The sequence below is a fragment of the Niveispirillum sp. genome, assembly GCF_017996735.1.
Taxonomy (GTDB): domain Bacteria; phylum Pseudomonadota; class Alphaproteobacteria; order Azospirillales; family Azospirillaceae; genus Niveispirillum.
The window spans coordinates 67,098-87,460 of the sequence record NZ_JAGOGJ010000004.1 but is presented as its reverse complement, the minus strand read 5'-3'; the positions used below and the strand labels follow the sequence as shown (position 1 = coordinate 87,460).

General features: G+C 64.4%; 20 protein-coding genes. 12 read left to right on the top strand and 8 right to left on the bottom strand.

What is annotated here, in order from left to right; translation table 11 throughout:
- Positions 1-13 precede the first annotated feature (13 nt).
- A complete protein-coding gene (locus KBA48_RS03045; protein ID WP_292903510.1) occupies positions 14-793 on the top strand; it encodes a class II aldolase/adducin family protein in 780 nt (259 codons plus the stop codon).
- 56 nt (positions 794-849) lie between these two features.
- On the opposite strand, the gene KBA48_RS03040 is transcribed toward KBA48_RS03045, so the two are convergent.
- The 4 genes from KBA48_RS03040 to KBA48_RS03025 are packed head-to-tail and all read right to left on the bottom strand — an operon-like array spanning position 850 to position 3,740.
- Positions 850-1,221 (bottom strand): hypothetical protein, encoded by a 372-nt coding sequence (locus KBA48_RS03040; protein WP_292903509.1) that lies wholly within the window; start codon positions 1,219-1,221, stop codon positions 850-852.
- Positions 1,218-1,604 carry a MaoC family dehydratase gene (locus KBA48_RS03035; protein WP_292903508.1) on the bottom strand — a complete coding sequence of 129 codons (387 nt, stop codon included), beginning with the start codon at positions 1,602-1,604 and terminating at the stop codon, positions 1,218-1,220. Before KBA48_RS03035 ends, KBA48_RS03040 begins: the two co-directional genes overlap by 4 nt.
- A gap of 16 nt (positions 1,605-1,620) precedes the next feature.
- The gene (locus KBA48_RS03030) at positions 1,621-3,105 is read right to left on the bottom strand and encodes an AMP-binding protein (protein ID WP_292903507.1); all 1,485 of its coding nucleotides are present in this window, start codon (positions 3,103-3,105) and stop codon (positions 1,621-1,623) included.
- Positions 3,102-3,740, bottom strand: coding sequence for a TetR/AcrR family transcriptional regulator (locus KBA48_RS03025; protein WP_292903506.1), 639 nt, complete (start codon positions 3,738-3,740; stop codon positions 3,102-3,104). Before KBA48_RS03025 ends, KBA48_RS03030 begins: the two co-directional genes overlap by 4 nt.
- 194 nt (positions 3,741-3,934) lie before the next feature.
- Here KBA48_RS03025 and KBA48_RS03020 point away from each other — a divergent pair, with 194 nt between their 5' ends.
- From KBA48_RS03020 to KBA48_RS03010, 3 genes are all read left to right on the top strand, one after another.
- Positions 3,935-4,816, top strand: a complete 882-nt coding sequence (locus tag KBA48_RS03020; RefSeq protein WP_292903505.1) for an alpha/beta hydrolase — start codon at positions 3,935-3,937, stop codon at positions 4,814-4,816.
- A 17-nt stretch (positions 4,817-4,833) separates the two neighbouring features.
- Positions 4,834-7,068: a TonB-dependent receptor gene (locus KBA48_RS03015; RefSeq protein WP_292903504.1), complete on the top strand. Its 2,235-nt coding sequence runs from the start codon at positions 4,834-4,836 to the stop codon at positions 7,066-7,068.
- A gap of 229 nt (positions 7,069-7,297) precedes the next feature.
- The gene (locus KBA48_RS03010; protein WP_292903503.1) at positions 7,298-8,578 is read left to right on the top strand and encodes an MFS transporter; all 1,281 of its coding nucleotides are present in this window, start codon (positions 7,298-7,300) and stop codon (positions 8,576-8,578) included.
- Between the two features lie 4 nt (positions 8,579-8,582).
- Here the strand turns inward: KBA48_RS03010 and KBA48_RS03005 are convergent, their stop codons facing one another.
- From KBA48_RS03005 to KBA48_RS02995, 3 genes are read right to left on the bottom strand one after another with little or no spacing between them, the layout of a single operon-like run.
- Positions 8,583-9,215, bottom strand: a complete 633-nt coding sequence (locus KBA48_RS03005) for a glutathione S-transferase (protein WP_292903502.1) — start codon at positions 9,213-9,215, stop codon at positions 8,583-8,585.
- Positions 9,216-9,233: 18 nt separating this feature from the next.
- Positions 9,234-10,127: a pirin family protein gene (locus KBA48_RS03000; RefSeq protein ID WP_292903501.1), complete on the bottom strand. Its 894-nt coding sequence runs from the start codon at positions 10,125-10,127 to the stop codon at positions 9,234-9,236.
- Between the two features lie 4 nt (positions 10,128-10,131).
- Positions 10,132-10,545, bottom strand: a complete 414-nt coding sequence (locus KBA48_RS02995; protein ID WP_292903500.1) for an acyl-CoA thioesterase — start codon at positions 10,543-10,545, stop codon at positions 10,132-10,134.
- Between the two features lie 285 nt (positions 10,546-10,830).
- Here KBA48_RS02995 and cysE point away from each other — a divergent pair, with 285 nt between their 5' ends.
- Positions 10,831-11,673: a serine O-acetyltransferase gene (gene cysE / locus KBA48_RS02990; protein WP_292903499.1), complete on the top strand. Its 843-nt coding sequence runs from the start codon at positions 10,831-10,833 to the stop codon at positions 11,671-11,673.
- Positions 11,674-11,723: 50 nt separating this feature from the next.
- Here the strand turns inward: cysE and KBA48_RS02985 are convergent, their stop codons facing one another.
- Positions 11,724-12,497 carry a ferredoxin--NADP reductase gene (locus KBA48_RS02985; RefSeq protein ID WP_292903498.1) on the bottom strand — a complete coding sequence of 258 codons (774 nt, stop codon included), beginning with the start codon at positions 12,495-12,497 and terminating at the stop codon, positions 11,724-11,726.
- A gap of 337 nt (positions 12,498-12,834) precedes the next feature.
- Between KBA48_RS02985 and cysG the strand changes: the two genes are divergently transcribed.
- The 7 genes from cysG to cysC all read left to right on the top strand — a co-directional run bounded on the left by cysG (position 12,835) and on the right by cysC (position 20,318).
- A complete protein-coding gene (gene cysG, locus KBA48_RS02980; RefSeq protein ID WP_292903497.1) occupies positions 12,835-14,241 on the top strand; it encodes a siroheme synthase CysG in 1,407 nt (468 codons plus the stop codon).
- 17 nt (positions 14,242-14,258) lie between these two features.
- Positions 14,259-14,579, top strand: a complete 321-nt coding sequence (locus KBA48_RS02975) for a DUF2849 domain-containing protein (protein ID WP_292903496.1) — start codon at positions 14,259-14,261, stop codon at positions 14,577-14,579.
- Positions 14,580-14,616: 37 nt separating this feature from the next.
- Positions 14,617-16,335, top strand: a complete 1,719-nt coding sequence (locus KBA48_RS02970) for a nitrite/sulfite reductase (RefSeq protein WP_292903495.1) — start codon at positions 14,617-14,619, stop codon at positions 16,333-16,335.
- Complete coding sequence (locus KBA48_RS02965) at positions 16,322-16,831, top strand: DUF934 domain-containing protein (protein ID WP_292903494.1); 510 nt, start codon at positions 16,322-16,324, stop codon at positions 16,829-16,831. Before KBA48_RS02970 ends, KBA48_RS02965 begins: the two co-directional genes overlap by 14 nt.
- Complete coding sequence (locus KBA48_RS02960) at positions 16,828-17,553, top strand: phosphoadenylyl-sulfate reductase (protein ID WP_292903493.1); 726 nt, start codon at positions 16,828-16,830, stop codon at positions 17,551-17,553. Before KBA48_RS02965 ends, KBA48_RS02960 begins: the two co-directional genes overlap by 4 nt.
- A complete protein-coding gene (gene cysD, locus KBA48_RS02955) occupies positions 17,553-18,368 on the top strand; it encodes a sulfate adenylyltransferase subunit CysD (RefSeq protein WP_292903492.1) in 816 nt (271 codons plus the stop codon). Before KBA48_RS02960 ends, cysD begins: the two co-directional genes overlap by 1 nt.
- Before the next feature lie 81 nt (positions 18,369-18,449).
- A complete protein-coding gene (gene cysC, locus KBA48_RS02950; protein WP_292903491.1) occupies positions 18,450-20,318 on the top strand; it encodes an adenylyl-sulfate kinase in 1,869 nt (622 codons plus the stop codon).
- Positions 20,319-20,363 lie beyond the last annotated feature (45 nt).

Sequence of the window (20,363 nt, the reverse complement as noted above, 5' to 3'; positions counted from 1 at the left end):
ACGGGAGGATGCCATGGGTGACAGGATGGCCATTGCCGGCGGCGCCGTGTCCGGCGCGGCGGTGAAGGACGAAGCGGCGATCCGCCGGGACCTGGCGGCGGCGTATCGTCTGACGGCCTTATATGGCTGGGATGATCTGGTCTTCACCCATATTTCTGCGCGTCTGCCCGGCCCCGACCATCATTTCCTGATCAATCCCTATGGAATGCTGTTCGAGGAGATCACGGCCTCCTCCCTTGTCCGGATCGACATGGACGGCAACAAGCTGGATGACAGCCCCTATCCCGTGAACCCTGCCGGCTTCACCATCCATTCGGCGGTGCATGCGGTGCGCGATGATGCCGGCTGCGTCATGCATCTGCACACGCCCGACGGTACGGCCGTCGCCACCCTGGCCGACGGGTTGCTGCCGCTGAACCAGACGGCGCAACTGGTGCTGGCCGATCTGGCCTATCACGATTACGAAGGGGTGGCGCTGGATCATGCGGAAATCCCGCGCCTGCAGCGGGATCTGGGGGTGAAGTCAACCATGCTGCTGCGCAACCATGGCACCCTGACCGTAGGCGCGACGGTGGCGGAGGCCTTTACCCGCATGTATTTCCTGGAGCGGGCCTGCACCATGCAGGTGCGGACCCTGTCCATGGCGGGCCGCCCGCTCTACGACACCGAACCAGGCGTGATCGACAAGAACATGGCGCTGGGCCGCATGGCGGTGGCCCCGGCGGCCAACCACCTGATCTGGCCGGCCCTGCTGCGCAAACTGGACCGGGTGTCGCCCGGGTATAGGGACTGACGGGGGATTGCCCTCACCCTCCCACCTTCGTGGGCGAGTGATAAGGGTTTCGCCCCTCACCACCCCTTGTCGGCCACATCCTCCACATAGACCAGCGCCCGCCCCTCGGCCAGCAGGGTGCCGTCGGGGCCGTGGCAGGTGGTTTCCAGATCCACCAGATTTTTGTCCGCCCGGATGCGGGTCACGGCGACCCGTGCCGTCAACGCACCACCCAGCGGAACGGACCGTAGGAAGCGCGTCTGCTGTTTCAGGTAATTGGTGCCCGGCCCCGGCACCTTGACGCCCAGCAGGTAGGAGAAGAGGGCACCGATCAGCGGTTCCGGCACTTCCCCCGCCGGCAGAGGCGCACCGCCCAGCGACAGATAATCGGCCAGATCCTGTTCCGTGAAGGCACGCCTCACCGTCGCTTCATCGCCCAGCCGGATCATGCCGCCGCTCCCATCTCGAACATGCCCTCGCAGGTGACGACGCCGTCCGCCACCCGCTCCGCCTTCACCGCGATGCGGGTCACGCCCGCCGCCTCTGTTTCCACCGATGCAGAGAACCGCATCGGTTCCCCCGTATAGGTCGGGGCGGGAAAGCGGACATCCTTGGAAAGCTGCCGGCTTCCCGGCCGCACCTGCCCCGCCAGCCCGCGCAGGATGGAGCAGAGATACAGCCCGTGCGCCACCGTCCGCCCAAAGCGGGTACGGGCGGAAAAGTCCGGATCGACATGGATGGGATTGTCATCACCCGACAGGCGGGCGAACAGATCGAATTCGGCCTGGGTCAGGCTGCGTTCGATGCTGATATGGTCAGGGGACGGGGCCATGGAACCTCGATCTTTGTCAAAGACGGTGCTTCTGCACCTTGCCTGCGGCTGTGCGCGGGAAATCGGTGACGGCAATGAAGCTTTTGGGGATTTTGAACGGCGCCAGCCGGTCGCGGCAGTAACGGATCAGTTCATCGGGTGTCGGCAGCGTATGGCCGGGTCGGGGCAGGATATGGGCGTGGCCCACTTCCCCCCATTTTTCATCCGGCACGCCGACCACGGCGGCCTCCAGGATGGCCGGGTGCTGGGCCAGCACATTCTCCACCTCCGCCGGGTACACGTTCTCCCCGCCGGAAATGAACATCTCCTTGATGCGTCCGACGACATAATAGAAGCCATCCGCATCACAGCGGGCCAGATCGCCGGATTTCAGCCAGCCATCGGCGGAGAAGGCGGCCTCCGTCGCGTCGGGCCGGTTCCAGTAGCCGGGCGTGATGCCGGGGCCGCCGAACCAGAGTTCACCGGCCTGGCCGGACGGCACATCCACCCCGTCCGGCCCCACGATGCGCACGCCGGACAGGACCTGCGGCTTGCCCACCGACCCGATCTTTTCCGCCACGCGGTTGGGGTCCATGATGAAGGCGGTGGGGCCTGTCTCGGTCATGCCCATGCCGTTGCAGACCCGCACACCGCGTTCCAGGAACCGCTGCACCAGCAGGTCCGGCAACGGCGCCCCGCCACAGCCCCAGGACCGCAGACGCGTCAGGTCGACCGAGGCGAAGCGTGGGTGCATGGCCAGCATCTGATAGATGGCGGGCACGCCGAATATGGCATCGATCCGCCCGGCGGCGACCAGATCCAGCATCAGTTCAGCGTCAAATCCCGGCATGATCAGCACGCGCCCACCCACGATCAGGGTGGGCAGCGTGTGCAGATTGATGCCGGCCGTATGGAACAGCGGCAGGAAGTTCAGGGTCGTGTCCCGCCCCGTCAGGCCGATGGGCTGGGAAATGTTGATATAGTTCACCATCGACATGGTGAAGGTGTAGATCACGGCCTTGGGCTTGCCCGTGGTGCCCGAGGTATAAAGCAGATACCAGATACCGTCCGCCGGCCACAGGCGGCGGCCCGGATGGCGCGGGCCGGCATCCCGCCGCGCCGCATAGTCCGTATCCAGCCCCAGCAGCACCGGCACATCGGCCGACAGGTCGGCGGCCGTGCCTGCATCCTCTTCCCCGAAAATCAGCAGGCCGGGCGTGCAATCGGCCAGAAGCGGCCGGATTTCCGCCGCCGGCATGCGCCAGTTCAGCGGCACCAGGATGGCCCCCATCTTGGCGCAGGCGAACAGCAACTCGAAGAATTCGATGCGGTTGCGGCACAGGATGGCGACGCGGTCGCCTTCGCTGACACCCAGTGCCACCAGCAGGCTGGCCGCCCGCGCCGCACGGTCATCCAGGGCGGCATAGGTGACGGTGCGGCCCGTCGCCACCTCCTCCATGGCGATATCGACACCGCCCAGTTCGGCGCGTTTGGCCGTGATGTCGAAGATGCAGGGGATCATGACCCACCCCCCTGACCCCCGCCGCGCGCCAGGGGCGACAGGCCGAAGGTGATCAGTTCTGCGGCAGCGGCGGCCACTTCCTTGGCCGTCTTGTCGCTGCTCCACACCGCATAGCGCATGCCCAGGAACACGCTCATCCCAATCAGGGCCCAGGCGCGTTCCTCCTCATGCCCCGGCCGGATCTCGCCCTTTTCGGCGGCCTGCGCCAGGTTGCGGGTATAGGCGGCAGCGAAGACCTTGTAATAATTCAGATACGCATCCTCGGCGACGAACTGCGCCTCCATGACGATGCGGTACAGGTCCTTGTGTTCGCGCACGAACTCGATAAAGGCCTCAAGCCCCAGCCGTTCGGCCGTCAGACGGTCGACATTGTCGGGCACGCGTTCGGCAATGTGCTGGCGCGTCAGGTGGCCCATATCATCGACCAGTGCGCGGAACACCTGCTCCTTGCTGTCGAAGTAGGTGTAGAAGGTGCCCAGTGCGGCACCGGCACGCTGGGTGATCCCGCTGATCGATGCCTCGTGGTACCCGCGCTCCCCGAACTCCGCCGCCGCCGCGTCCAGCAGCTTGCGCAGTGTCCGCTTGCCTCTTTCGGTACGCGGGGCCTTGGACGTTGCCGTCTCTTCGCTGCCCATGATTTCCTCCCTGGCTGCAACTTGAATATTGACTCAGGTTTCGATTTGCCGCAAGCATGGGTGCAAGCCGGACGGGAGATCGATGAAACGATCCCCATCTACCCCAGCCTTCCACGACCGGCATGATCGGTCCAGGGCGGGATAAACAACACCGGCGCGGGATGGAAGCTTTACCCCAGGGGATGTGCCGGCGCATGCCGTATCTGGTCACCAGCGATCAGGCGAAAATCGCCTATGATGACAGGGGAAGCGGGCGGCCGCTGCTGCTGGTCCATGGCTGGGCCACGCATGCCGGCTTCTTCCGTCCCCAGATGGACGGTCTGTCCGACCGGTTCCGGGTGATCAGCGTCGATCTGCGCGGCCATGGCCGCTCGCGGGTTGCGGCGGGTGATCTCTCCATCGATCTTCTGGCCCGCGACGTCACCGAACTGGCCGCCCATCTGGACCTGACCGACCTGCTGGTCGTCGGCTGGTCCATGGGGGCCATGGTGCTGTGGCGGGCGCTGCTGGACGGGTTGGCCCCCCGCGTGGCGGGCATGGTCAGCATCGACATGGCGCCACGCGTCATCAATGGCGATGACTGGGACCTGGGCCTGCGCGGCAGTTCGGCGGCCAAGTCGGCACGGCAGACGCCGGCCGCCATGATCGCCAACTGGTCCACCGTCGGCCCCCGTGTTGCCGGCCGCATCTTCGCGGAAGGGCGGGAGGCCGATCAGGCCGCCCTGCGCCAATGGGCAGAGGCGGAGGTGGCGGCCAGCGACCCCGTCGCCATGGCCCAGCTCTGGTTCTCGCTGACGGCGCAGGATTTCCGGTCCCGCTTGCCGCTGTTGTCCCTGCCCATGCTGGTCACGCACGGAAAGCTGTCGCGGCTTTATTCGCCGGACACGGCGGCGGCGCTGGCCGCCCTGCTGACCCACGCCATCACCATCGGGTTCGACCGGTCGGGGCATGCCCCGCATCTGGAGGAACCCGACCCGTTCAACAGTACCTTGACCCGTTTCGCCGCCACCCTGCCCCCGCCGGGTGATGGCGATGCAACCGGTGCCGGACGGTCCCATCCCGTCGGCGCTCAATGAAAATGAAAGGGAGAATCATGAAGTCGTTCGGAAAATCCTCCATCACCGCCCTGCTCTGCGCCGGGACCGCGCTGACCAGCCTCGCCGCCCTGCCCGCCCTGGCGCAGACCCAGAACCAGGAGACCGCCAGCGAAGGCGCCATGCTGGGTGAAATCGTCGTGACGGCCCGCCGCCGCGCGGAAAGCCTGCAGGATGTGCCTGTCTCCATCTCCGCCTTCTCGGCCGAGCAGTTGGAAAATATGGGCACGCCGGATATCACCTCGCTGACCAAGACCACGCCGAACCTGACCATGCAGGTGGCACGCGGCTCCAACTCCACCCTGATCGCCTTCATCCGCGGCGTGGGCCAGCAGGACCCGCTCTGGGGCTTTGAGCCCGGCGTGGGCCTCTATGTCGACGATGTTTATGTCGCCCGCCCGCAGGGTGCCGTTCTGGACATTTTCGATATCGAGCGCATCGAGGTGCTGCGTGGTCCGCAGGGAACGCTCTATGGCCGCAACACGATCGGCGGTGCCGTCAAATATGTGACCAAGCGTATCGATGACGAACCGCACATGAAGGCCAAGGTGCAGGTCGGCTCCTACAAGCAGACCGACCTGATCCTGTCCGGTTCCGCGCCCGTGACGGAGAATGTGGGCGTGTCGGGTGCGGTCGCCCTGTATCGCCGCGACGGCTATGGCAAGAACCTGACCACGGGCCAGGAACATTACGACAAGGACGTGTCGGCCGGCCGCCTGTCGGTGGAATTCAAGCCGAACGAGGACCTGTTCATCCGCGTCGCCGCCGACAAGACGGTCGATGACAGCAACCCGCGCCATGGTTACCGCCTGCTGCCGACCCCGGCCGCCACCCCGCCGGTCATCCCCGTGCTGGACAGTGTCTATGACACGCGTGCCGGCCTGACCGGCAAGCAGAAGGTCAAGAACCAGGGGGCATCCGGCACCATCGAGTATAATGTGTCCGACAGCGTCATGGTGAAATCCATCACCGCCTATCGTGACGGCCGGTCCGACACGGTGATCGATTTCGACAATCTGCCCGCCAAGATCCTGGACATCCCGGCCTATTACAAGGACGATCAGTTCAGCGAAGAGTTGCAGCTTGTCTATGAGGGCGAGCGGCTGAAGGGTGTCGCCGGCCTCTATTACATGGATGCCCATGCCGAGGGCGCGTTCGACACCATCGTCGGGCTGGCCAACCTGACCACGCTGACCTCCGGTTCGGTCGACACCAAGTCCTACGCGGCCTTTGCCGATTTCAGCTATGAGTTGACCGATCAGGTGAAGGCGTCGGTCGGCGCGCGTTACACGTCCGACAAGAAGACGGGCACGGTCTACCGTGTGAACTATGCCGGCCTGACCAGCCCGCTGTTCGGCGGCACGCCCCGTAATCCCACGCTGATCCGCTCCGACTATACAAACCAGCGGACCTTCGACGAATTCACCCCGCGCGTCAGCCTGACCTATGAGCCGACCCGCGACTTCACGCTTTACGCCTCCTACGGACGGGGTTTCAAGTCGGGTGGTTTCGACATGCGCGGCGACGTCATACTGACGCCGGATACCCGCAACGGCTATGATCCTGAACTGGTCGATACGTATGAAGTCGGCTCCAAGTCCCGCTTCTGGGATGGCCGCGCCACCTTGAACCTGGCCGCCTTCTATTCCGACTATAAGGGTCAGCAGGTGACGACGCAGGTCCCGTCGGGCACCACCATCGCCAGCTTCGTCGACAATGTCGGCTCCTCCACCATCAAGGGTCTGGAAGCCGAGGGTTTGCTGGCCATCACCGACGAACTGACGGCCAATTTCGCCGTTGGCTATATCGACGCGGAATTCAAGGAGTTCCTGCGTTACAACCTGACCACCCGTCAATACGACAATATCGCCAACACGGCTGTGTTCCAGAACACGCCGAAATGGACGGCGAATTTCGGCCTGACCTATACCCGCGACCTAGGTGATGCCGGCATCATCACCCTGACCGGCAACGCCGCACACCGCAGCGCCTTCTCCATGTTCGAGTTCCGGAACGCCGCCCTGGATCAGGATGGCTACACGCTGTACGACCTGTCCGCCGTCTGGACGGCCGCCAGCGACAATTGGTCGGTGGGCGTGCATGGCAAGAACCTGGGCAACAAGAAGTACCGCGTCGGTGGCTACAACTTCCCCGGCGCCACCTTTGCCGACAGCGTCATCGGCTATTACGGTCCGCCGCGCACCGTCACGGCGACGGTCGAGTACCGGTTCTAAGAGACAGGTTCCCTCACCCCCCTCTCCCGCACGCGGCAGAGCGGGGTAAATTCTACCCCTCGCCCACGAAGGTGGGAGAGGGAGGAGGGAGGGTGAGGGTAAATCGATGCCGGTCGAACGCGCATTCCACGCTACGACCGAGCGATCTTTCATGTGACTATCTCCCTGCCTGGCGCCGCGTCCCTTCGGGGCGCGGCGCCGCTTTCCCAACAGCATCAAAGGGATCGTGATGAACAGCGACGCGACTACGGGCCGCCAAGGCGGCAACGCCTATCGCACCTATGTGCTGGTCGTCCTGATCCTGGTCTACATTTTCAATTTCATCGACCGGCAGATCCTGGGCATCCTGGCACCGTCGATCAAGGCAGAGCTTAATCTGACCGATGCCGATCTGGGCTGGCTGGGCGGCCCGGCTTTCGCGCTGTTCTACACGGCCATGGGCGTGCCCATAGCCATGCTGGCCGACCGGTTCAATCGCACCTGGATCATCACCGTTTCCCTGGCACTTTGGAGCGGTTTTACGGCCCTGTGTGGGGCCGCCACCAGCTTCTGGCAGCTGTTCCTCTGCCGTCTGGGCGTGGGCGTGGGGGAGGCGGGGGGCGTCGCGCCTGCCTATTCCCTGATCGCCGACTATTTCCCGCCCAAGGAACGGGCCCGCGCGCTGGCGGCCTATAGTTTCGGCATTCCCATCGGCATGTCGCTGGGCATTCTGTTCGGTGGTCTGATCGCGCATCAGATCGGCTGGCGCTGGGCCTTCATCATCTGCGGTCTTGTCGGTCTGGCGCTGGCCCCGCTGCTGAAGCTGACAGTGAAGGAGCCGGCGCGCGGCGGCCTTGACGCGGCGCAGGCCAAGCCGCAACCCGCCAGCCTGAAGGTGGTCCTGTCTACCCTGTCGGGCAAGCTGTCCTTCTGGCTGCTGGCCTTCGGCGCTTCTTTCTCGTCCATCATGGGCTATGGGCTGGCCTTCTGGCTGCCGTCGTTTTTCCAGCGCAGCCACGACATGTCGCTTGTGGATCGCAGCCTGTTCTTCTCCGCCATCGTCTTCATCGGCGGGCTGATCGGGGTCTGGCTGGGCGGATCGCTGGGCGACCGGCTGGGGGCCGGGAACAAGGCCAATTATGCACGTGTGCCCGCCACGGCCTTCGTGATCTCCCTGCCCTTCTTCTTCGGGGCGGTGAATACCGGCTCGCCCGTGCTGATGTTTTTCCTGTTCGTGGTGCCGCAGGCCCTGGCCCTGATGTGGCTCGGCCCCACCTTGTCGGCGGTGCAGCATCTGGTGCCCGCCAACATGCGCGCCACCGCTTCGGCCATCTTCTTGTTCATCAATAATCTGATCGGGATCGGCTTCGGCACCTGGTTCCTGGGCAAGCTGTCAGACATTCTGCGCGCCGGATATGGGGATGAAAGCCTGCGTTATTCCATCCTCTACTGCCTCGGCTTCTATGCCCTGGCCGCCATCCTGTTCTTCCTGGCCTCGCGCCGCCTGACGCGCGACTGGCATCGGGAGTGACGGGTTACGGCACGCCGTTCGCCCCGAACTCCTGAAACCCGGGCCGCGCGCATAACCGTGCCCACCAATCCTCCACCGCCGGCAGGGGCGGCTGTTCCATCGGCGTCATCTTCCAGCGGTTGGTGGACAGGCCCAGGACAATGTCGGCCAGGGTGAAATCCGGCCCCGCCACATAGGCCCCGGTCTTCGCCAATTGCCCGTCCAGAATGCCCATCTGTCGGTTCCAGCCTGCCACGCCCCCAGCGATGGCGTCAGGATCGGCAAAGGCGGGGCTTTTGCGGACCAGCGCCATGAAGGCATAGCGCCAGGAGGGATTCAGTTCCGTGGCCTGCCAGTCCATCCACATTTCCACCCGTGCGCGGGCCAGCGGCCGAACCGGCAGCAGGTCTACCCTGCCCGCCTCCCCCGCCAGAAAGCGGCAGATGCTGTTGCTCTCCCACAGATAACCGTCGGCGACCTGCACCACCGGCACCTGGGCGTTGGGGTTCATGGCGCGGAACTCATCCGTGTCCACGGGTCGGAACCCGCTGCCCCAATCTTCGCGCGCAAAATCGCGCCCCACCTCCCGGCAGGTCCATAGAACCTTGCGGACATTGATGGAGGAGGCTTTGCCCAGGATGCGCAAGGGGTCAGTCATTTCGGTTCCGTATCGATTTCATTCCGGTAGCGGAATAAACTCTGTCTCCCCTGGGACCGTGGGGAACTTCGCATTACGCCAGTCCGACTTCGCATCCTCGATCCGCTCCTTGGATGACGACACGAAGTTCCAATAAATATAACGCGGGCCGTCCATCGGCTCCCCACCCAGCAGCAGCAGGCGCGTGTTGCACTCGGCTGTCACGGTCAGGGCGTCGCCCTCGCGCAGGACCAGCAACTGTCCATGCCCGCCCTCTGAGGTAAACACATCACCGGCAATGTTGATCCGCCCGTCGAACAGATACAGCGCGCGTTCGGGATGGCTGGCGGGGATTTCCACCTTGGCGCCTGCATCCAGCAGCATCTCCATATAAATGGTCTCAGACAGGGTGCGGACGGGCGATGCCTCCCCGAACAGCTCCCCCGCGATCAGGCGCATCCAGACGCCTTGGTCGCTGATGATGGGCAGGTCCTCGGCGGGGTAATGCGAAAAGCCGGGGTCGATCTCCTCAAACCGCTGCGGCAGGGCCACCCAGCTCTGGATACCAGCCAGATGGTTGCCGTTGGCGCGCAGCCCCGCCTCGGTGCGTTCGGAATGCACGATGCCCTTGCCGGCGGTCATCCAGTTGATGGCGCCGGGCCGGATGGCCTGCACACTGCCCACGCTGTCGCGGTGCATGATCTCGCCTTCCGTCAGGTAGGTGACAGTGGACAGGCCGATATGCGGGTGCGGGCGCACATCCAGGCCGGTGCCGGGGGGGAAGTAGCCGGGGCCCATCTGATCCCAGAAGATGAAGGGACCGACCATGCGGCGCTTCACGCTGGGCAGGGCACGGCGCACCTCGAACCCGCCCACATCATGGCTTTTGGGGACGATGATCAGCTCAACGGGGCTGCTGGCCGGCAGGGTCATGGTTCTACTCCTGGGTTTCGGCGGGTGGGATGGCGCGGGGGCGGCCATTTTCGTCGATGGCGACAAAGGTGAACAGGGCCTCCGTCACCTTGAACCGCGCCTCGTCAAACCGCGACCGGCGCCAGGCCTCGACATGGATTTTCATGGACGTGCGGCCGATATGTTCGATGATGGCGTAAAGACTGACCTCGTCGCCCACCGACACGGGCCGGTGGAAAACCATCCCGTCCACGGCCACGGTCGCACAGCGTCCGCGCGCCCGCCTGGCCGCAGCATTGCCGGCGGCCAGATCCATCTGTGCCATCAGCCAGCCGCCGAAAATATCGCCCGCCGGGTTGGTGTCGGCCGGCATGGCGATGGTTCGCACCGCCGGTTCGATGGGACAGCCGTCGCTGGCCCGCATCACCTCGTCTCCCATGCCCCGCTCCCTGTTTTCCTTTTTGAAACAGCATGATGCACGCCTGACCGTAACCTGTCGACCCTGTTGGCAAGGGCCTCAGCGCAGCCCATGCCGCGAAAGCCAAGCCGCCAGATGGTGGCGCCCGGCGATTGAGGCAAACAAAGGCTGGGGCGTGTTTCCGGGCACCGCAAATACGCTCCAGCGTACCACCCATGCCACAAACGCCCGATAATCTCCCTTGCACCGCCCCCCCGCTATGATCAAATAGCCGTCAAGAATTGGCCAATATTTCGAGGCAGGCCCATGTCCGCGCGTGTCGCCCCCGTTTCCCAGACGCTTGCCAACCTGGATCCGATCTGGGCCGCCCTGCGTACCGAAGCGGCTCAGGCTGTAGCCGACGAACCGTTGCTGGCAGCCCTGTTCTATGGCGCGATCCTGAACCAGCCCTCGCTGGAAATGGCCATCATCCATCGCATCGCCACCCGTCTGGCACATCAGGATGTGCAGGGTGAGTTGCTGGTACAGGCCTTTACCGATGCGCTGAACGCTGAGCCGGAGATGGGCCAGGATTTCCGCGCCGACGTGGCCGCCGTGCTGGACCGTGACCCGGCCTGCTATCGGCATATCGAACCGGTCCTGTATTTCAAGGGCTTCCAGGCGCTGGAGACCCACCGCATGGCCCACCGCCTCTGGCATCTGGGCCGCCGGGACATGGCGCTGTATCTGCAAAGCCGCTCATCGGTGGTCTTCGGCGTTGATATCCACCCCAATGCCCGGTTCGGGCGCGGCGTGATGATCGACCACGCCACCGGCGTGGTGGTGGGTGAGACGGCGGTGGTGGGGGACAATGTCTCCATGCTGCACGGCGTGAACCTGGGCGGCAACGGCAAGGAACATGGCGACCGCCACCCGAAGATCGGGTCGGGCGTGTTGCTGGGGGCGAATGCCAAGGTGCTGGGCAATATCCATGTCGGCGACTGCGCCCGCATCGCTGCCGGCTCCGTCGTCCTGCGCGATGTGCCCCGCGGCGTGACGGTGGCCGGCGTGCCCGCCAAGGTCGTGGGTGAAGCCGGCTGCTCCAACCCCGCCCGCGTCATGGACCATGTGTTCGCGGCAGACTACAAGGACCAGGGCGCGGATATTTGAGGGGTCAATCCCAAAACCAAACCGGGGCACCCTTGGGTGCCCCGGTTTCCTCACTTCTCCACGAACGCCTTTTCGATCACGTAATTGCCCGGCGTATGCCCGGCCCCTTCCGTGAATCCGCGTTCCTTCAGCAGTTCCACCGTCTCGGCCAGCACGTCCGGGCCGCCGCAGATCATGGCAACGTCGTTGGCGGGGTCCAGCGGGGCGGCCTTGATATCCTCGAACAGCTTATGGTTCCGGATCAGATCGGTGATGCGGCCCTGATTGCGGAACGGCTCCCGCGTGACGGTCGGGTAATAGGTCAGCTTGGCCCGTGCATCCTCGCCCAGGAACTCATCATTGGGCAGGTCGTTGGTGATGTAGTCGTGATAGGCCAACTCACCCACGGTACGGCAGGTATGGGTCAGGATCAGGCGGTCATACTTGGCATAGACCTCCGGGTCCCGGATGATGCTCATGAACGGGGCCAAGCCCGTGCCGGTGGAGAACATGTAAAGGTTCTTGGCGGGGACCAGGCTGCTGGTCACCAGGGTGCCCACCGACTTGCGGCCATGGATGACGGTGTCGCCCACCTTTATATGCTGCAAACGGCTGGTCAGGGGGCCGTTGGGCACCTTGATCGACAGGAATTCCAGATGTTCGGCATAGTTGGGCGACACGATGGAATAGGCCCGCGTCAGCGGCTTGCCATCCACCGTCAGACCGATCATCACGAAATGGCCGTTCTCAAAGCGAAAGGCGGGTTCGCGTTCGCAGGTGAAGCTGAACAGCGTGTCGGTCCAGTGATGGACGGACAGCACCTTGCTTTCGATGAACGCGCTCATATCCCACTTCCTTCGTCACGAGGGGGCCGGCGCAGAGTCCCGGCCATGATTCCGCATTGCCACGACAGCTAATGTACATAGGTCGGGCGTTCAACCGGGTATTTCACACCAACATGCCCCATCGGCGCATGGCTGCCGTGAACACCTCTGATAAGTGCTCTTAACATCTACTTTACCTCTAACCTCATGTCATTGATAAATATCAAAATTCTCCTCCGGATTTAATCCCTATATTTAACCTAGGATTATTGGAGAAATAATATTTCACCTCGACACGCCGTAAAAACGGGCTCAAATCTCCGTTATTCCGCAGGTGCGGTATGGGTGGAGCTGAACAATGGCTTTACGTGGTTTTCCGGTGACGCTGCCTTTGGAAGGGCAGAAGGTTCTGGTGGTTGGCGGCGGCGAACTGGCCCTGCGCAAGGCGCGGCTGGTGACCAAGGCCGGTTGCCGCCTGACTATTATCGCCACGGAAATCCATCCCGACCTCGCCAAATTGGCCGACAAGGTGATTGACCGGGATTTCACACCGAAAGATGTGGAAGATCACCGGATCATTTTTGCCGCCACCGATATCGGAGAGATCGACCGCGCGGTGGCCGAGGCCGCGAACAAGGCCGGCATCCTGGTCAACGTGCCGGACAAGCCGGCTTTGTCCAGCTTCATCATGCCGGCCATCATCGACCGCGAGCCGATCACCATCGCCCTCTCCTCCGGTGGGGCCAGCCCCGTGCTGGTCCGCCGTTTGCGGGAACGGCTGGAGGCGGCCCTGGAGCCAGGCCTGGGCCGGCTGACCAGTCTGCTGGACAGTTTCCGCACCGCCGTGAAGGCCACGCGCGACAGCGAGACGGCCCGCCGCCGCTTCTGGGAGGCGGTGATCGATGGCCCCGTGGCCCGCGACTTCCTGGCCGGCCGTGAACAGGCCGCGCGCGAGTGCCTGCTGGCCGCCGTCAATAATCCGGCCTATGGCCAGTCCAGGACGGGCACCGTCGCCCTGGTCGGCGCGGGCCCTGGTGACCCGGACCTGTTGACGCTGCGTGCCCTGCGCGTGCTGCAGGATGCCGACGTGGTGGTGCATGACAAGCTGGTGGATGAGCGGATCATGGATTATGTCCGCCGCGACGCCCGCCGCGTCTATGTAGGCAAGTCCAAGTCGCACCACACGATGAGCCAGGATGCCATCAACCAGCTTCTGGTGGCCGAGGCCAAGGCCGGCCACCGCGTGGTCCGGCTGAAGGGTGGCGACCCGTTCCTGTTTGGGCGCGGTGGGGAAGAGATGCAGGCCCTGCGCGCCGCCGACATTCCGGTGGAAATCGTCCCCGGCATCACGGCGGCCCTGGGCTGCGGCGCCTCCACCGCCATCCCCGTTACCCATCGTGACCATGCCGCCGGCGTCACCTTCGTGACCGGTCATGGCAAGGATGGGGAGCCGGATCTGGATTGGCAGGCGCTGGCCCGGCTGCGCCATACGCTGGTTGTTTATATGGGTCTGTCGGCGGCGGAAACCATCGCCCGCCGCCTGACCGAGGCCGGGATGCCGGCCGACACCCCGGCCGCCCTGATCGAAAAGGGCACAAGGCCGGATCAGAAGCTGATCACGGGCACGCTTGCAACCCTGGCGCCGCTGGCGGCGGCGCACGGGCTGGTGGGACCGGCGATCATCATCATCGGCGATGTCGTCCGTCTGGCCGACCCCGCCCTTATCACCACGCTGGTGCCCGAACACCTGCGCGAAGCCGTTTGACAGGGAAGTCCGAAGAGATGTTGGTCAAAGCCAAGGGAACCCAGCAATCCGTCGCTGCCAGCCGTCTTCTGGACGGGGAGGCCGTCTGGCTGGGCGCCGGCAACACTTGGGTGGAGGATGTGGCCCAGGCGGCCGTGTTCGAAGGCGACGCCATCGCCCAGGCGCTTGATTTCGCCAAGGCCGAGGAAAAGCGCCAGACCGTGGTCGATGTCTATCCGCTGGATGTGGAGATCACCGAGGCTGGCACCCGCCCCACCCATCTGCGCGAGCGACTGAAGGGCATCGGCCCCACCGTTCGCCGCGACCTGGGCAAGCAGGCCCGCCAGCCCGCCGCCTGACCCCACACGATTGACAGAAAAGACAGGCCCGACCCCCATGCCTGATACGCACGCCCCCGCCCTCCGCAGCAATCAGCCGGCCGATGCGCATGCCGCCGTCTATCGCTATGACGAGTTCGACAAGACCTTCATCTTCGAACGGGTGGAGCAGTTCCGCGCCCAGGTCGAACGCCGCCTGAAGGGTGAGATCACGGAGGAGGAGTTCAAGCCCATCCGGCTGATGAACGGTCTCTATCTCCAGCTTCACGCCTATATGCTGCGCGTGGCCGTGCCCTACGGCATGCTGTCTTCCACGCAGGTGCGCCGTCTGGCCCGCATCGCCCGCGTCTATGACAAGGGTTACGGCCATTTCACGACGCGCCAGAACATCCAGTTCAACTGGCCCAAGCTGGAGGATGTGCCCGCCATCCTGCGCGAACTGGCCGAAGTGGACATGCATGCCATCCAGACCAGCGGCAACTGCATCCGCAACGTCACCACGGATCAGTTCTGTGGCGCGGCGGCGGATGAGCTGGTGGATCCCCGCGTCTATGCCGAAATCCTGCGGCAATGGTCCACGCTGCACCCGGAATTCACCTATCTGCCGCGCAAATTCAAGATCGCCATCACCGGCAGTCCCAACGACCGCGCCGCGGTACAGGTCCATGATATCGGCCTGATCGCACGCAAGGACGAGAAGACGGGCCGTGTCGGCTTCACCGTCTATGTTGGTGGCGGCCAGGGCCGCACGCCCTATCTGGCGGTGAAGGCCCGTGAGTTTGTACCGGTGGAAGAGATCATCGGCTATCTGGAAGCCATCCTGCGCGTCTATAACCAGCTTGGACGGCGCGACAATATCTACAAGGCGCGCATCAAGATCACCGTGAACGAGATGGGCGCCGATAAGTTCATCGGCCTGATCGAAGAGGAATATGCCCGCCTGCCGCGGCAGAAATTCCATGTCGACCCCGCCATCGTGGACGCGATCCAGAGCCATTTCGCGCCGCCGCCCTGGGCTGACCTGCCCGCCGTGTCGGAGGGCTTCGAGGCTGCCAAGGAAGCCGACCCGGCCTTTGCCCGCTGGACCCGCACCAACCTGACGGCGCACAAGACCCAGGGCTACGCCATCGCCACCATCAGCCTGAAGCCCATCGGCGGCATTCCCGGCGATGCGGATGCGGATCAGTTGGAAACCGTCGCCGATCTGGCTGACCTTTACAGCTTCGGCGAAGTCCGCGTGACGCATGAGCAGAACCTCGTTCTGGCCCATGTGCGCCAGGACGATCTCTATGCCCTGTGGCAGGCGCTGGACAAGGCCGGCCTAGGCACGGCCAATGCCGGGTTGATCTCCGACATCATCGCCTGCCCGGGCCTGGATTACTGCGCGCTGGCCAATACACGCGCCATCCCGGTGGCGCAGCGTATTGCCGAACGCTTCGCCGACCTGGACCGGCAGCATGATCTGGGTGAGCTGAAGATCAAGATCAGCGGCTGCATCAATGCCTGCGGCCATCACCATGTCGGCCATATCGGCATTCTGGGCGTGGACAAGAAGGGCGAGGAACTGTTCCAGATCCTGTTGGGCGGCGATGCCGGCACCAACGCGGCCCTGGGCGAGATCGTCGGCCCCGGCTTCGATTATGACGGCATCATCGATGCGGTCGAAACGGTGGTGAACACCTTCGTGAAGCTGCGCCAGCCCGGCGAGATTTTTATTCAGACGCTGGCCCGCACCGGCCACGCCCCGTTCAAGGAGGCCCTCTATGCCCGTGCTTGATCGTGGTCTGCCCATCGACGACCGCTGGACCGACCTTGCCGATGACCAGGACATCCCCGCCGAGGGCGCCGTCATCGTGTCGCTGGAACGCTGGCGCGCCGAACGCGACGCGCTGACGGCCCGTCGCGATGCCGTGGGCGTGCGGCTGAAATCCAACCAACTGGCGACCGAAATCGCGGATGATCTGGGGTCCCTGTCGCTGGTCGCCCTGGAATTCCCGAAATTCCGCGATGGCCGCGCCTTCTCTGCCGCCCGCGAACTGCGGGAACGGTTCGATTACAAGGGAGAGATTCGCGCCTTCGGCCATATCATCCCCGACCAGTACCTGTTCCTGACCCGTGTGGGCGTGGATACGGTGGTGGTGCCGGCGGACCGTGTCGGCCCCGCCTGGGCGCATGCGCTGAAGGAAATCTCGGTGGCGTTCCAGCCGGCGCTGGGCCGGGAGGAAGGCAGCTCCCTGCTGCGCCGTCACCTGAAAGGCACGGTCCCGGCATGATCACCGATCTTCAGGCCCGCGCCCGCGACCTGAACGCGCGCTATGGTCATCTGACGGGGGTGGAGCTTCTGCGCCCCCTGATCGAAACGGAGTTCAAGGATCAACTGGCGCTGGTTTCATCCTTCGGCACGGAAAGTGCAATCTTGTTGCATCAGGTTGCACAGATCGACAAGGCGCTGCCCGTGCTGTTCGTGAACACCCGTAAGCTGTTTGGCGAGACCCTGCGTTACAAGCGCAAGCTGGTCGAAACGCTGGGTCTGACCGGCGTGCGCGAACTGTCGCCGACGGTTGAGGCGGAAGCGGCGCACGACAAGGACGGCCTGCTCTGGCGCACCAACAACACGGCTTGCTGTGATTTCCGCAAGGTGCGTGTGCTGGATGCCGGTCTGGCGCCGTTCGGGGCCTGGATCACAGGCCGCAAGCGTTACCAGGCCACGACCCGCATCGAACTACCCTTGTTCGAAGCGGCCGACGGGCGGATCAAGGTCAACCCCTTGGCCGGCTATACCCGTGCCGATGTGGAAGCCTATCTTGACCGGCATGACCTGCCGCGTCACCCGCTTGAAGAAGACGGATACCTGTCCATCGGCTGTATGCCCTGTACAGACCGGGTCGCGCAGGGTGAAGATATAAGAGCAGGCCGCTGGCGCGGTCAGGAAAAGACGGAATGCGGAATCCACCTGCCGCTTTCGTCCGCAACAAATCTGGTGGGAGCCTCCTGATGAGCAGCACCGATCAACATCTCGACCATCTCGACCAGCTTGAAGCCCAGAGCATCTATATCCTGCGCGAGGCGCGTGTGCGCCTGAAGCGTCTGAGCCTGCTCTGGTCGCTGGGCAAGGACAGCAACGTCCTGATCTGGCTGTGCCGCAAGGCCTTCATGGGCGAACTGCCCTTCCCCGTGGCGCACCTGGATACCGGCCTGGAATTCCCGGAAAGCTATGAGTTCCGGAACCGTTATGCCGAAGAATGGGGCCTCAACCTGATCAAGGATGAGTGCCCGCCCATCGAGATGACGGACCCGACCCTGCCGCCTGGCACGCGCATCGCGGCCCGCAAGTCGCTGGGTCTGGCCGCCGCCCTGGAGAAGTATCAGTTCGACGGGCTGATCACCGGCATCCGCCGTGATGAGCAGGCCACCCGCGCCAAGGAACGCATCTTCAGCCCGCGCGGGCTGGACGGCGCCTGGCAGGCGGCCCACCAGCCGCCCGAATTCTGGGACCAGTACACGATCGAACGCCATCCCGGCACCCATACCCGCGTGCATCCGCTGCTGGCCTGGACCGAGGTTGACGTCTGGCGCTACATCAAGCGGGAGGAAATCCCCCTGGTGCCGCTCTATTTCGCCAAGGATGGCAAGCGCTTCCGGTCGCTGGGTGAAATCGGCATCACCTTCCCGGTGGACAGCAATGCCAGCACCATCGACGAGATCATCGACGAGCTTGAAACCACGCGCACGCCCGAACGCGCCGGCCGGTCCATGGACCATGAGGCCGAAGATGCGTTCGAACGGCTGCGCGCGACTGGTTACCTGTAAGAAGTGGATGTAAAGATTATGGCGAACGCCGCACTCCGGATCGATACATTGTCGGCCGCGACACCGTCCCAAGGTGGAATTGTGAAAAAGGCCCCGCTGGCCCCCTACCCCATCGTCATTGTCGGCCATGTCGATCATGGCAAGTCCACGCTGATCGGCCGCCTGCTGCACGATACCGACAGCCTGCCCGAGGGCCGTCTGGCGGAACTGAAGAAAGTGTCCGAGCAGCGCGGTCTGCATATGGAATGGTCGTTCCTGCTGGACGCGCTGCAGATCGAGCGTGACCAGGGCATCACGCTGGACACCACGCGCATCTGGTTCAGGACGCCCAAGCGCCCCTATGTCATCATCGATGCGCCGGGCCACCGCGAATTCCTGCGCAACATGGTGACGGGGGCCGCCGCTGCCGACGCCGCCGTCCTGGTCACCGATGCCGAACGCGGCATTTCCGAACAGACGCGACGCCATGCCTATCTCCTGTCGCTGCTGGGCGTGCGCAAGGTGATCGTGGCCGTCAACAAGATGGATCTGGTCGGCCATGCCGAAGACGCCTGGAAGGGTGTCGCCGGCGATGTCAGCGACTATCTGCAGAAGCTGGGCATCGAACCGCTTTACGTGATCCCGCTGTCGGCCCGTCATGGCGACAATATCGCCGACCGGTCGGACAAGATGGCGTGGTATCGCGGCCCGACGCTGCTGGAGGCGCTGGACCTGCTGGTCCCCGCCGCCCCGCGCACCGAAGCCGCCTTGCGCCTGCCCATCCAGGACGTGTACCGCAAGGGTGACACCCGTCTGGCCGTGGGCCGTATCGAGACGGGCCGCCTGAAGATCGGCGACAAGGTGGAAATCGCGCCGACCGGCCAGCCTGCCACGGTGGCCAGCATCGATGCCGGCAAGGGCCCGGTGAACGAGGCGCGGGCCGGACAATCGGTCGCCGTCTCCTTCATCGAGGATGCGGCGCTGAACCGCGGGCAGATCATCGCGCTTGCCGGCCACATGCCGCATATCGCCACCACCATCCGCGTCCGCGCCTTCTGGCTGGACCCGGAAAGCCTGACGGCCGGCAGCCGCATCAGCCTGCGTCTGGCCACTTCCGAACATCCGGTGGTGGTGGAGAAGTTCGAGCGTCTGGTGGATGTCGAACATCTGACCGACGGCGAAGGCTCCGAACTGGGTCAGGGCGGTATCGCGGAGATCGTGCTGCGCTCCTCGGCTCCCATCGCCTTTGACCATGCCGGCGAGTTGCCCATCACGGGCCGTGCCGGTCTGGCGCGCGGTGGTCGCATTGTCGGCGGCTGCATCGTGCTGGGGGCCGCCGCCAATGTTACCGTGACCGGCCCCGTCACCGCCGTGAACAGCTCCGTCAACCGCGAGGCGTTCGAGGCGCGTAACGGCCATCGTGGTGGCGTGATCTGGCTGACGGGCCTGTCTGGGGCCGGCAAGTCTACCCTGTCCATGGGCACGCAGCGGCGTCTGTTCGATGATGGCTGGCGCGTGGCCGTGCTGGATGGCGACAATATGCGCAAGGGCCTGAACAAGGATCTCGGCTTCTCCCCCGCCGAACGGCTGGAGAATGTGCGCCGCGTGGCCGAGGTGGCGAAGCTGATGGCGGAGACGGGCAGCGTCGTGCTGGTCAGCTTGATCTCCCCCACCGTCGAACTGCGCGATCTGGCCCGCGCCACGATTGGCGAGGGCTTCCATGAGGTCTGGGTCAAGGCGGACGTCTCCACCTGTGCCGCCCGCGACCCCAAGGGCCTTTATGCCGCTGCCCAGGCCGGCAAGATCCAGCAATTCACCGGCGTTTCGGCCCCGTTCGAGGCGCCGGTGAAGCCCGATCTGGTGCTGGACACGTCGGAGATGGATATCCCGACAAGCAATGAAGTGCTGGTCGCCCATATCCGCCGCCACTTCGCCCTGAGCCAGGCTGACGGTCACGCCGTCGGCATCTGATCCAGACCTGATAAAAAAGGCTCGCGTGGGGAAACCCACACGGGC

Coding starts and splice junctions, on each gene's coding strand:
- KBA48_RS03045 (WP_292903510.1), top strand. CDS start 14: ATGGGTGACAGGATGGCCATTGCCGGCGGCGCCGTGTCCGGCGCGGCG.
- KBA48_RS03040 (WP_292903509.1), bottom strand. CDS start 1,221: ATGATCCGGCTGGGCGATGAAGCGACGGTGAGGCGTGCCTTCACGGAA.
- KBA48_RS03035 (WP_292903508.1), bottom strand. CDS start 1,604: ATGGCCCCGTCCCCTGACCATATCAGCATCGAACGCAGCCTGACCCAG.
- KBA48_RS03030 (WP_292903507.1), bottom strand. CDS start 3,105: ATGATCCCCTGCATCTTCGACATCACGGCCAAACGCGCCGAACTGGGC.
- KBA48_RS03025 (WP_292903506.1), bottom strand. CDS start 3,740: ATGGGCAGCGAAGAGACGGCAACGTCCAAGGCCCCGCGTACCGAAAGA.
- KBA48_RS03020 (WP_292903505.1), top strand. CDS start 3,935: ATGCCGTATCTGGTCACCAGCGATCAGGCGAAAATCGCCTATGATGAC.
- KBA48_RS03015 (WP_292903504.1), top strand. CDS start 4,834: ATGAAGTCGTTCGGAAAATCCTCCATCACCGCCCTGCTCTGCGCCGGG.
- KBA48_RS03010 (WP_292903503.1), top strand. CDS start 7,298: ATGAACAGCGACGCGACTACGGGCCGCCAAGGCGGCAACGCCTATCGC.
- KBA48_RS03005 (WP_292903502.1), bottom strand. CDS start 9,215: ATGACTGACCCCTTGCGCATCCTGGGCAAAGCCTCCTCCATCAATGTC.
- KBA48_RS03000 (WP_292903501.1), bottom strand. CDS start 10,127: ATGACCCTGCCGGCCAGCAGCCCCGTTGAGCTGATCATCGTCCCCAAA.
- KBA48_RS02995 (WP_292903500.1), bottom strand. CDS start 10,545: ATGGGAGACGAGGTGATGCGGGCCAGCGACGGCTGTCCCATCGAACCG.
- cysE (WP_292903499.1), top strand. CDS start 10,831: ATGTCCGCGCGTGTCGCCCCCGTTTCCCAGACGCTTGCCAACCTGGAT.
- KBA48_RS02985 (WP_292903498.1), bottom strand. CDS start 12,497: ATGAGCGCGTTCATCGAAAGCAAGGTGCTGTCCGTCCATCACTGGACC.
- cysG (WP_292903497.1), top strand. CDS start 12,835: ATGGCTTTACGTGGTTTTCCGGTGACGCTGCCTTTGGAAGGGCAGAAG.
- KBA48_RS02975 (WP_292903496.1), top strand. CDS start 14,259: ATGTTGGTCAAAGCCAAGGGAACCCAGCAATCCGTCGCTGCCAGCCGT.
- KBA48_RS02970 (WP_292903495.1), top strand. CDS start 14,617: ATGCCTGATACGCACGCCCCCGCCCTCCGCAGCAATCAGCCGGCCGAT.
- KBA48_RS02965 (WP_292903494.1), top strand. CDS start 16,322: ATGCCCGTGCTTGATCGTGGTCTGCCCATCGACGACCGCTGGACCGAC.
- KBA48_RS02960 (WP_292903493.1), top strand. CDS start 16,828: ATGATCACCGATCTTCAGGCCCGCGCCCGCGACCTGAACGCGCGCTAT.
- cysD (WP_292903492.1), top strand. CDS start 17,553: ATGAGCAGCACCGATCAACATCTCGACCATCTCGACCAGCTTGAAGCC.